8 protein-coding genes are annotated in these 12,151 nt (G+C 66.8%); all 8 read right to left on the minus strand.

Annotation, left to right across the window (positions count from 1 at the left end; all coding sequences use genetic code 11):
* Positions 1-98 precede the first annotated feature (98 nt).
* The 8 genes from G8760_RS29390 to G8760_RS29425 all read right to left on the minus strand — a co-directional run bounded on the left by G8760_RS29390 (position 99) and on the right by G8760_RS29425 (position 11,928).
* Complete coding sequence (locus G8760_RS29390; RefSeq protein ID WP_207782859.1) at positions 99-1,859, minus strand: AMP-dependent synthetase/ligase; 1,761 nt, start codon at positions 1,857-1,859, stop codon at positions 99-101.
* Between the two features lie 209 nt (positions 1,860-2,068).
* Positions 2,069-3,193, minus strand: a complete 1,125-nt coding sequence (locus G8760_RS29395) for a glycosyltransferase (protein ID WP_166356378.1) — start codon at positions 3,191-3,193, stop codon at positions 2,069-2,071.
* A 124-nt stretch (positions 3,194-3,317) separates the two neighbouring features.
* A complete protein-coding gene (locus G8760_RS29400; protein WP_166356379.1) occupies positions 3,318-4,775 on the minus strand; it encodes a benzaldehyde dehydrogenase in 1,458 nt (485 codons plus the stop codon).
* A 98-nt stretch (positions 4,776-4,873) separates the two neighbouring features.
* A complete protein-coding gene (locus G8760_RS29405) occupies positions 4,874-5,623 on the minus strand; it encodes an SDR family NAD(P)-dependent oxidoreductase (protein WP_207782860.1) in 750 nt (249 codons plus the stop codon).
* The gene (locus G8760_RS29410; protein WP_166356380.1) at positions 5,620-6,753 is read right to left on the minus strand and encodes a tripartite tricarboxylate transporter substrate-binding protein; all 1,134 of its coding nucleotides are present in this window, start codon (positions 6,751-6,753) and stop codon (positions 5,620-5,622) included. Before G8760_RS29410 ends, G8760_RS29405 begins: the two co-directional genes overlap by 4 nt.
* A 90-nt stretch (positions 6,754-6,843) precedes the next feature.
* Complete coding sequence (locus G8760_RS29415; protein ID WP_166356381.1) at positions 6,844-9,051, minus strand: tripartite tricarboxylate transporter permease; 2,208 nt, start codon at positions 9,049-9,051, stop codon at positions 6,844-6,846.
* Positions 9,052-9,222: 171 nt separating this feature from the next.
* A complete protein-coding gene (locus tag G8760_RS29420; protein ID WP_166356382.1) occupies positions 9,223-10,305 on the minus strand; it encodes a Bug family tripartite tricarboxylate transporter substrate binding protein in 1,083 nt (360 codons plus the stop codon).
* Positions 10,306-10,323: 18 nt separating this feature from the next.
* The gene (locus G8760_RS29425; RefSeq protein ID WP_166356383.1) at positions 10,324-11,928 is read right to left on the minus strand and encodes a thiamine pyrophosphate-dependent enzyme; all 1,605 of its coding nucleotides are present in this window, start codon (positions 11,926-11,928) and stop codon (positions 10,324-10,326) included.
* Positions 11,929-12,151: the final 223 nt, after the last annotated feature.

The following is a 12,151-nucleotide window of genomic DNA, read 5'->3' on the forward strand; positions in this document are numbered from 1 at the left end:
GGCTCAGAGTTGCGGATAGACGGCGTCTGAGGTGCCCTATCCGCAACTCTGAGCCAGCAAGGGGCACACTGAGAAACGATCAGGTGCCAAAACGGAGATCAGGTGTACATGCCGTCCAGGACGTCCATGTACCGCTTCTCGACGGCCTTGCGTTTGACCTTCATGCTGGGCGTGAGGTCGCCGCTCTCGATGGTGAGGTCGTGCGGGAGAATCTCGAACTTCTTGATGGTCTCCCACCGGTCCAGGCGCGCGTTGAGCTGATCGACCCGTTCCTGCACCATCTGGCGGACCTGGGGCGACTGGGTGAGCTGCTCGTACGGTGTGCCGCCCAGGTTGTTGTGTTTGGCCCACTCCTCGATGGCATCTGGGTCGAGGGTGATCAGCGCGGTGCAGTAGTTTCGGCCGTCGCCATGCACCACGATCTGGCTGGCATACGGGCACACCGCCTTGAAGATCACCTCGACCTTCAGCGGCGCGATGTATTTACCACCGGAGGTCTTGATCAGGTCCTTCTTGCGGTCCGTGATGCGCAGGAAGCCGTCCTCGAGCTCGCCGATGTCGCCGGTGTGCAGCCAACCGTCGTCGGTCAGTGTGTCGGCGGTGAGCTCGGGTAGGTTGTGGTAGCCACGCATCACCGCGCCGCCGCGCACCAAGATCTCACCATCGTTAGCGATCTTCACCTCGGTGCCGGGCAAGGCTGGTCCGACGGTTCCGAACCGGTTGCGCTCGGGAAGGTTGACGAAGATCGCGGCGCTGGTTTCCGTCAGCCCGTAACCCTCGAGTACGAGCATGTCCGCAGCATGGAACCACTCGGAAACGTCTTGCGACAGCTTGGCCGAACCGCTGATGAAGAACCGGATCCGGCCACCCATCCGCGCCTTGATCTTGGAGAACACCAGCTTGTCCGCGAGGCCGTGCTGGAAAGCCAGCAGGCCGCTCGGCTCCTTGCCGGCCTGACGCAGCTCGGAGACTTTGAACCCGACACCGAAAGCCCAGTCGAAGATCTTCTTCTTCAGGCCACCTTCTTCTTCGACACCGGTGATCACCTTGGCCCGGACCTTCTCGAAGATCCGCGGCGCACCAGCCATAAATGTCGGTTTGACCACGCCGAGGTTGTCCACGATGTGGTCGAGGTTGCCGTCGATAGCGGTGGCGAAGCCCACCCGCAGTTGGATGGCCTGCAACGTCTTGCCGAAGACATGTGACAACGGCAGCCACTGGTACTGGACGTCGTCGGCCGAAAGGATGTTCAGGGCGTCGACGGCGACACCTTCGTACACCCAGTTGTCGTTGACCAGGCGGACGCCCTTCGGCCGCCCACCCGTGCCGGAGGTGTAGACGAGTGTGGCGAGTGTTTCCGGCCCCACTTTCGCCAAGGCGTCGTCGACCGCGGCGGGAGTCTGCTCGAGGAGTTCTCGGCCCAGCTGTTCGAGCTGGTCCAGGGTGATCACCATGTCGTCGTCGCCGTTGCCGTCCATGACGACGATCTTGGTCAGCTCAGGCAGCTGGTCCTTGTGTTCCAGGATCTTGCTGACCTGTTCTTGGTCTTCGGCAACCGCCACCTTGGTGTCGGAATCCGACAGGATGTGCGACACATCCTCCGGGTTGGTGGACGGGTACACCGTGGTGGTCGCCGCGCCGATGCTGTTGATGGCGAGGTCGACGAGAACCCACTCGACACGGGTGGACGCGGCGATAGACACGCGGTCTTCGTTGTCGATGCCGAGTGAGAGCAGGCCGGCACTGATGTGCCAGACCCGGTCCTTCATCTGCCGCCACGTCAGCGACGACCAGCCGGTTCCGCTCGGATATCGGAACGCCTCACGGTCCGGTGTCTGTTCAACGCGCGTCAGAAACATCCTGCCAATGGAAGGCGGACGATCGTTGATGAGTTCGGCGTTGTCGATTGCGCCGGCAGTCATACATCCTCCAAGGCCACCCATAAGGTCGGCCACGTCGTCTGGCCCGGTGGTGGAAGGTTACGACGTCGTTTCCCAGAGCAACAGTCTACGTCGCCGAGTTGTAGTCGTTTTTTCGGCGGTCGACGTCACCTGCCACAGAACGACCATCAAGCTACCCAATGTCCAGACGCAGCATCATGCACCGCGAGCATGCCGGACACGGTGGCCGCCCACGAGAAGTCTTCCGCCCGTCGACGCGCCGCTCGGCGTGCGGTGTCCCCCGCGGCGATCACGTCGAGCACACCGCTGGCCAAGGCCGCGGGTTCGGGTTGGACGATCCGGCCGCAGCCACGCCGCACCAGCTCAGGCAGTGCACCCGACGCCGTCGCCACCACCGGTGTCCCGCTGGCCAGCGCTTCTAGGGCGGACAGGCCGAACGTCTCGTACGGGCCAGGCGCCACCGCGACGTCGGCGCTGGCCATGATCCGCGCCAGCTCGTCTCGGTCGGCGACGAAGCCCATCATCGTCACCGGCAAGTCCGTGGATTTCAGCTCCAATCCGGCCCGCATCGGGCCGTCGCCGCAGATCACCAACCGCACCTTGGTTCCGGTCCGGGTCAGGTGCTCCACCATCGGGAGCAGCTGTTCCGGCCGCTTCTCCGGCGATAGCCGTACAGCTGCCACCACGAGCACCTCCGCTCCTTGGGCGAGCCGGGTCCGTAGCCGCGGATCCGCGTGTGCGGGATGAAACGTGGTGAGATCGATGCCGAGCGGAACGTGTGCCAGGTTGCGGGCACCGATGCGGACGAACTCTTCGGCGGCCCAGCTCGTGGTGCACACCACCATGTCGAACGATGCCGCCAACCACCGGTTCCAGCGATCGGCGAGCCGCCGGGACGGCGTCAACCGTCCCAAGTAGTGCCTGAGGATGGCGTCGAGTCGCTCGTGGGAGAACGCCACCGACGGGATCCGCTGGCGGCTGGCCCAGGCGCCCATCCGGGCCAGCGTGAAGCGATCGGAGACCTCGATCCGATCCGGGGCTACGGCGGCTAGCACGTCTTCTACGGCCGACCACCGGGTGATCATCCGGTAACCGCCGGTCCTCGGGAGCAGCGGTGCGGCGATCTCCACCAGGCGCCCATATCGGGTGGACGTGGTGCGGTCCCGAGCCCCGGGCACGACCATGACGACGTCGTGCCCGGCTGCCGCGTACCCGGATGCGAGATGGTGCAGCATCGTCCGGATGCCGCCGGAATGCGGTGCGACGAAGTTCGCCGCTTGCAGGATACGCACGGGTCCAGCGTGCCGCGGCGATCCATGCCGCAACCGACGCCGGGGTGACGCCCGGGTGAAATCACCGCAACGCCCCATGATCATGAACACTTTGCCGTGTCATGACACGGCAAAGTGTTCATGATCATGGGTAGGGGTCGATGCGGCCCTGCATCGTGATCCACCGGACCTCGGTGAACGCCTCGATGTTGGCCGTCGGGCCGCCGAACCGGGAACCGGTGCCGGACGCGGCCACCCCACCAAACGGTGCCACGGCTTCGTCGTCGACGGTCTGGTCGTTGATGTGCACGATCCCCGTGGGGATCCGCTCGGCCAGCTCCATGGCCCGCATCACGTCTCCGGTCAAGATGCCCAGGGAGAGCCCGTACTCACTGTCGGCGGCCATGGCCACGGCTTCGTCGACGGAGGAGAACGGCACCACCGGCGCCACCGGGCCGAACACCTCAGATGCGTACGCCGGGGCCCCGGCGCCACCACCATCGAGGACGGTGGGCCGGTAGAAGAGGTCGTCGAAGGTACCGCCGGCCGCCACTCGTGCTCCGGCGTCGACGCTCGCCCGCACCAGCGAATGGATCTTGTCGCGCTGGGCGGCATCGATGATCGGTCCGAGGGCGACGTTCTCGTCGGTGTAGGGGTCACCCACCGGTAGACCTTGTGCCTTGCTGGCCAGTTGTTCGACATAGTCGCCGACGATGCTGGAGTGCACCAGGTGCCGGCCGGTGGTCATACAGATCTGTCCCTGGTGGAAGAACGACCCGAACGCACCTGCGGATACCGCCCGTTCCATGTCCGCGTCGTCAAGTACGAGGAGCGCTGAGTTCCCGCCCAGCTCGAGATGGACCCGTTTGAGGTGCCGGGCGCCGAGCTGCCCGACGGTGCGCCCGGCCGCGGTGGACCCGGTGAACGAGATCACCCGGACCAGCGGGTCCTCGACGATGGCGGCGCCGACATCCGCCCCACCAGGCAGCAGGTGGAACACTCCGTCTGGGAGGCCGGCCTCCTGCAACACCCGGGCGATGACGACTCCCCCGCACACGGCCGTGCGTGGATCGGGTTTGTGGATGACGGCGTTGCCCAACGCCAGCGCCGGGGCGACGGATCGGATACCCAGGATCAGCGGCGCGTTGAACGGTGCGATCACCCCGACCACTCCCGACGGCACCCGCCGGGCCAGACTGAGCCGCTTCTTCTCGCTGGGCAACACCTCACCCAGCGGCTGCGACGCCAGCGCCGCGGCCTCGTAACATTCCTGGGCCGCGACGTGTGTCTCGAAGCCCGCTTTGGCCCGCACGCAGCCGGCCTCCCGGATCAGCCATTCCTGAATCTCGGCTGCGTGCTCCTCGAATAGTTGCCCCGCGGCGCGTAGGACCGCGGCGCGCTCGTGAAACGGGGTTGCCGCCCACTGGCGCTGCGCCTCGGCCGCCCGGCGGGCCGCCTCGGCGACGTTCCCGACGACGGCCAGGCCGGCCTGGCCGAGTTCGTTCCCGGTGGCGGGTTCGGTGACGACCCGGGTGTCCTGGGCAGCGGTCCAGTCACCGGAGAACAGGGCACCGGTCCAAAGTGTCGGATCAAGCAAGACCATGGGTCCTCCCGGAGAAAGCGTGATGGTCATCGTGGAAGGTCATTCGTCGGCCAGCCAGGTTGGCTCGACCGGATCATCGGTTACCGCATGATGTGCACTCATAAGAACGCCGATCCGCCATCGACGTTGATCGTCTGACCGGTCAGGAAGCTGGTCGCCGGATCGCACACGTACAGGAGGGTGGAGAGGAGGTCCGCTGGTTCCCCGACGCGCGGAATCCGTTGCATGCCGGCCACCCGCTCGAAACCGCCGTCCGCACCGGTCGATCGGGCGGCGGTGTCGGTGCGGACCAACCCGGGTGCGATCGCGTTGACCGTGATGCCGTCGGCGCCCACCGCGGTGGCCAGCGAACGGGTCAGACCCACTAGCGCGGCCTTGGACGTGGTGTAGGCGACGATGTCCGGTGGCCCGACGAAGATCGCGCCCGTGACGACGTTCACGATCCGGCCCCACCCGGCGCGGCGCAGATGCGGCAGGCTCTCCTGGGCACAGTAGAACGCGCCCTCCACGTTGACTGCGAGGATGCGCCGTAGATCGTCCGGGGTGGTGTCCTCGAACGGGATGGGTGGGTAGATCCCGGCGTTGTTCACCAACACGTGAAGCCCACCGTGCTGGGCGGCCACGCTGGCCACGGCAGCCTTGACCTGGGCCGGATCGGTGACGTCGGCGGCCACGGCCAGGTAGGTCGCACCAACCCGGCGGGCCGTGGCCGACTGGTCGGCGACGTCCAAGCCGGCCACCGTCGCCCCGGCCTCGGCCAGCGCCACCGCGAACTCCTGTCCGAGGCCGGCGGCCGCGCCCGTCACGAGGGCGACGCGGCCGTCGAGCGGGCCGGTCGTGTTGGTCACCGGCCGGTCCCCGCTTCGAGACGCTCCTGGAGGTCGTCCAGTCCGACCTCGGCCAGTTCTGCCGACAGCGCGGCGACCTTCTGGCTGGTGACCTCCCGCCCGATGTTCTCCACCAGCATGGTCTCCTCGAACAGGTTCTCGCGCCGCCACTCCTGGAACGGCTCGTCCTCCTCGATGAGGGTGATGATCGAATCAGCGAGGTAGTCCACGACCTCCGGCGGAGTGCCGGGGGTGGTGCCGATGTTGAGGCCCAGCTGGAAGATCATCTCTCCAGGGAACTCGACGCCGTACTCGTCGGCCAACTCGTCGAACGTCTTGGCGTTCGGGAAATCCGGGTGCGGGTCGCCCGCGGCGATCACGATCGGGGTGTAGTCGTCGCCCTGGTCGTAACGGACGAACTGCTCGACCTCCCGGGCTACGAAATGTTGTTCACCGGTGAGGACGCCGCTCTGGGCCTGCCCGGGGTCATAGCCGGGGGTGAAGATGAAGTCCAGGCCGAAGGCGTCGAAGAAGGTGAGGGCCACGAGGTTGACCGGGCTCTCATAACCTCCATCGCCGTAGCGCAGCGGCTCCGCGGCGAGGAGATCCTCGAACGTCTCGATCGGCCCGTTGGCGTCGACGTGGAACGCCCACGGCCCTTCGGTCAAGGTGCCGAACCATTCGAATTCCGCCCAGCCCGGGTCGATGGTGCCGAGTTGGTCGTGGATCCCGAAGGTTCCCTCCACCCCGATGAACAGGGTGTGTCCGTCCGGGTCGGAGTTGGCCGCCTCATGGTAGGCAGCCGACTGGTTGGCGCCGGGGACGTTCTCGACGACGACGGATTCGCCCCACAACTCCTGCAGCCGTGGCGCCAGGCCGCGGGCGAGGAAGTCCATCCCCGACCCCGGGCCGGAGCCGACGAGGATCCGCACGGTGCCGGTCGGGAAGTCGACGTCGCCGCCGGCCGCCGGACCGTCGTCGTCAGCGTCGTCGGCTGAGTCGGTGTCGTCGGTATCCGCCGGGTCGGCGTCGCCCTCGGCCTGCGGGTCGTCGGCTGGGCTATCGGCGTCGTCACCCCCACAGGCCGCGAGGACCAGGGCGCATGCACTCAGGCTGGCCAGTAGCCAGCTGAGTCGGCGAGGTGGTCGCATCGGAAAACTCTCCTTTGGTTCGATGAATTCGACGAGTTCGATAGGTGCGATATGCGGTACCGGGGATCTTCTCCGCGTGCGGCGGTGGGGTCAGAACAGCGCCGGGATCCTCCCTCCGCCAAGCAGGTCGGGGATGAGTTCCGGCAGCGCGCCAGTCCAGAACATGGTGGGTGCGGCCGTGCCGAACACAACGAGGAGTACGGCCATGGCGGCGCCAATGATCAACGCGGGTTTGAGGGTCGCGCGCCCGGTACGCCAGATGTATGCGGTGATCATCACCGGGAATGCGAGGAACCCGGCGTAGATCATCGCCGCGGTGAAGGCCGCCGCCCAGGCCAGGACCCGCCCGTGTTTACGCAGGGCGGCGGCTGATAGGTCGCTGGTGCCGTTGGCCTGGAAGGCGTCCGCACCGCCGTCGATCTTCGCGAGGGCTGTGCGAAGCCGCGGTGACATCTCCGATGCCAGCACGATCACCAACAACACGCAGACCAGGCCGGACACCGCACCGGGGAACAGCCCCATGTCGCCTTCGTAACCACGCGAGCCAATGAAGAAGGCCAGGCCGGCGGCCAGAAGGACCGCGGCGAATCCCGTTGCCATCCGTTGTTCCCGACCAAGCCGAGGCCGGCCGGGCTGCTCCTCACCGGGCAGCTCCTCACCGGGTTGCCCCTCACCGTTCGACGACGCGCCGCCGCCGGCCGCACTGCGGGAAACACTCTGCATATCGCTCGCGACGGCATCACCGGTCTCACCGGCCTCGGCCCCGGACGGCCCGGTCACCGTGACCGGAACACCAGCCCGCACCGCACGTCGTTTGTTGATGGCCCACGCTCCGAGGAACGAAAGGACCATGATCGTGATGATCCCCCAGACGACGCCGCCCTCGAACAATCCCGCATAGCTGCCCTGCGACATGATCAGCGTCTGGATAAAGGCCCGTTCCGCCTCGACCCCCAGCAAGAACCCCAGCACCAAGCTGATCACCGGGTAGTTGAACTGGGTGAGGCAGTAACCGAACACCGCCGCGATCACCACGATGGTGGTGTCCCACACGTTGTTCCGGAACAGGTAGGAGCCGATCAGAGCACACGTCACGACCACCGGCACCAGGTAGTAGCTGGAGATCGTCGTGATTCTGGAAATGAACGGCCCGGTGAGCACACCGAACACCGACACCAGGATCTGCCCGAGCACCAGGCCCAGCACGATGATCACGACCATCGGCAGGTTGTTGTCGAATAGCGGCCGGCCGAGTGCCACGCCGTGCATCAGCAGGGCGCCGAGCAGCACGGCCGTGTTCGGGTCGCCGGGGATGCCGAACGCCAGGGTCGGCATCAGCGCGCCGCCGTCTTTGGCGTCGTTGGCGGTTTCCGAGGCGATGAGGCCTTCAGGGCTCCCTTTGCCGAACTCGGAGCCGTTGCGGGACAACTGCTTGGACATCAGGTAGTTGACGAAGCTGGCCGTGGCCCCGCCGACCGCGGGAATGATGCCGAGCAGGACCCCCAGGACCGATCCGCGCAGCGCGCCGTACCGGTAGCGCCAAACGTCGAGCGCCCCGCGGCGGGCCTGCGACCGGAAGCCTGCGGCCAGCACGGTCGGCTCGGCCAGGCCGGTGTCGACCACGGACCGCTTCGCACCGAGGAACACCATCGGCACGACGGCGAACATGCCGACCAGGAGGGCAGCCATAGGCACACCGTCGTACAGGAAGTCGATGCCGAAGGTGAACCGCTCGCCGGGGAAGACGTAGTTGCGCCCGACGAAGGCGAGCAGCAACCCGAAGCCGCCGGCCACCAGTCCTTTGAGGGTGTTGCCCTTCGCCGACAAGGAGATCATCGCGATGCCGAAGACAACGAGCCAGAACGTCTCCCGGGCCCCGAAGGCGGTGATCACATGTGAGATCACCGGTATCAGACTGAACAGCGCCATAGCGCCGACGATGCTGCCGACCAGGCAGGACAACCCAGAAACGACGATCGCCCGGGCCGCCTCCCCGCGCCTGGCCATCGGATAACCGTCGAAGGTCGTACACACATTCGCCGGGGTGCCTGGCGTGTTGATGAGGATCGCGGGCAGCGATCCACCGAACGACGCTGACGACATCACCGCGACGAACAGCAGGATGGCGTAGTGCGGATCCGCGCCGTAGGTGAACGGCAGGAGCAAGATCATCGCCTGGCTCGCACCCAGGCCCGGCAGCATGCCGAACACCAGGCCGACGACCGACCCGGCCAGCAGCATCAGCACGCCTGCCGGTGTCATGATGATCGACACGGCGTCGGTCAGGGCGGAAATCACGGACTTCTCCTACGTCGTCCTCCAGCCGGCCGGTCCGGCTGGGGTGGCGGCCCGCCCGGCCCGGACTTCGGGTTGCCGGGCCGGACGGACCACCGTGGGGATGGATTCACAAAGGCGTTTCGTGGGACGTGTCACCTGGCGCGGCCACGTCGGCTCTTAGAGCTTCCGCTCCTAGTCGACGGTTCCGGCCTCCAGTCGCTGCTGGATACCGTCCATACCGAACTCGGCATACTGCTCGGTGACGGCGGCGACCTTCTGCTGAGTGGTCTCCCGTCCGATCAACTCGGATCGGACGCTGCCCACCATGTGGTTGTCCTGGATCCATTGCTGGAAGGGTTCGTCTTCCTCGATGAGGGTGACGATCGAGTCGGCGAGGAAGTCGACGATCTCCGGTGGAGTACCAGGTGTGGTTCCGATGGGGAAGCCGAGTTGGAAGATCTCCATGTCGGGGATGCTCACCCCGTACTCGTCCTCCACGTCGGCCAGCGTCATCGCTTCTGGCTGGAACTCGTTCGGCTCGTGGGAGAAGACGAGCAACGCGCGGAAGTCGCCGTCGATCCCGCCACGAAGCATCTGCGCCGCGTCCCGGCCGACGATGTGCTGCTCCCCGGTGAGCACGCTCTGCTGTGCGTCGCCCGGGTCATAGCCGGGTGTGAAGATGAAGTCCTTGCCGAAAGCCTCGAAGAAGGTCAGAGCAACTGGGTTGATCGGACTCTCGTAGCCACTGTCGCCGTAGCGGATGACGTCCTCGGCGAGTAGGTCGTCGAGTGTCTCGATGGAGCCGTCGGCCGCCGAGTAGAACGTCCAGGGCTCTTCGAGAAGAGTGCCGAACCACTCGAACTCCTGCCAGCCGGGATCGATGGTGCCCAGTTGGTCGTGGATCCCCATGGTGCCGTGGACGCTGATGAACAACGTGTGCCCGTCTGGGTCGGCGCCGGCCACCTCGTGGTATCCGGCCGACTGGTTCGCGCCCGGCACGTTGTCGACCACTACGGATTCACCCCATAACTCCTGGAGACGGGGGGCGAGACCACGGGCCATGGTGTCCATGGTGGATCCGGGCCCGGACCCGACGACGATCCGGACGGTTCCGGTGGGGAACTCCAGGTCCGCGTCGGGTTGGCCAGCCGTAGGTGCGGCGTCCGGGCCGTTGCCGTCCGCCGGTGTGTCGTCATCGTCGTCGCTGGCACATCCGGCCAGGACTAGAGCGGCCGCGGTCAGCGCAGCGGCCGGTAGGGAGAAGCGCGCCTGCATCGAATACCTCCTAGGGCGCTAGGGCGCGAAATCGGGGTCGGGAGTCACGGAGACCTCCAGCAGCACGGGCTCAGTCCGTTCCGCCAGGCCAGGAACGACCTCACCCAGCACCCGGACGAGATCCGGGTAGCTGTCGACGGCGACGGCGGGACATCCGAACGATCGGGCTAGCCCGCTCATCGAGACCTCGGCGAAGTCCGGCCACGGTGGTTTCTTGTCGCCGTGGCTCTCCGCGAGCCGGTCCATGACCGCGTAGCGGCCGTTGGCGAGGATGACGAAGAGTGCACCCACGCCGTAACGGGCGGCGCTCCATAGCGCCTGAATTCCATAAATGGCCGAGCCGTCGCCGACGACGGCCACCACCGGTCGATCGGGGAGAGCCATCCGCAGGCCGGTCGCCCCTGGTAGGGCGAAGCCGAGGCCACCCATCGCCGCCGAGACGAATCCCAGCGGGCGCCGCGCCGGCAGGAGTCGATGCAGGTCAGGACGGGACGACGGCGTCTCTTCGACGACGACGGCCGTCGGTGTCAGCAACCGGCGCAATGCGCCGAGCACATGCCCGGCCCGCAGCGGCTCGTCGTCTTCTGGCGGCTCCGGAGCCTGCGCCGGATCGAACCGCGGCGCCGGTCCGATCCGCGGTGACACCGACGCGGCGAGATGCTCACACGCCGCGCCGACCGACCCCAGCACAGCGATGTCGGCCGGGCTGCGGTGCGCCTCCTCAGGATCGTCGGTGATCACCGCCACCTTCGTGCCGGGAGTAAAGAAGGGGCCGGCTTCGTAGGGGTACTGACGCAAGACAGGGGCGCCGACGACGAGGACGGCGTCGTGTCCGTCGAGAGCGGCCCGCAGCCGCGCTCGGCTGGCCGGCACCACCCCGGCGTACTGCGGATGGTCTTGCGGGAAGCCGGCCCGGGCGCCGAATGACTCCTGCCACACCGGGCAGCGGAGCCGTTCGGCGAGGGTCACGAGTGCGGCCCAGGTGCGCTCAGCGTCGGCGCCGGCACCGGAGACGATCACCGGGCGCCGTGCACCGTCGATCAGCCTGGTCACGGCGGCGACGTCGTCGACATCCACGGCCCGCGACCGGACGATCTCCCGCGGCGCGGCGATGACCTCGTCTTCGGGCATCGGCGCCGTCCAGTCACCGGAAGGGACGATCACCAACGCCGGCCCGCGCCCGGTGGTGGCTTCGTGCCAGGCTCGGGCGACAGCTCCCGGGACGTCTTCGGGCCGCGGTGGGCGCCCCACCCATACGGGATACTCACCGGCCAACCCGTCCAGTTTTCCCGCGAGGAACGGCTCCAGCGTCAAATGCCGACGATCTTGCTGGCCGACGATCACCACCAGAGGCGCCCGGTTGACTCGGGCCGTGGCCAACGCGCCGACGGCATTGCCGAGCCCGGCGGTGGTGTGCAGGATCGCCAGGGCCGGGCGGCCGCTGGCGATGGCCTGGCCCGTGGCCATACCCACCACCGACCCCTCGTGCAGAGCCAGCACGAAACGTAGGTCGTCGGGCAGTCCGGCCAGGAAGGAGATCTCCGTGGAGCCGGGGTTGGCATGCAGGGTCGTCATCCCGGTCTCGCGGAAGATCTCGAACGTGGCGTCCCGAACAGTCCTCATAGTCATCTCTCGTTCGCATTACGAATTTTCATTCGCTGACCGTTCACCATTGGATCGTTCCCGAGAAGGGGCTCGGAACCACGGGACGCCCGCCGTGCACGGATAGAACAGTGCTGTGCACGGAGATACAAGCCCATTTACATGCTTGTTCTTGACGCACATGGACAGGCTGTGACTATGAGGACAGTCACTGATTCGCCGGTGGTATTCTCAAGTCTCGTTC

This window comes from Phytoactinopolyspora limicola (assembly GCF_011320225.1).
In the GTDB taxonomy this organism is placed as follows: Bacteria; Actinomycetota; Actinomycetes; order Jiangellales; family Jiangellaceae; genus Phytoactinopolyspora; species Phytoactinopolyspora limicola.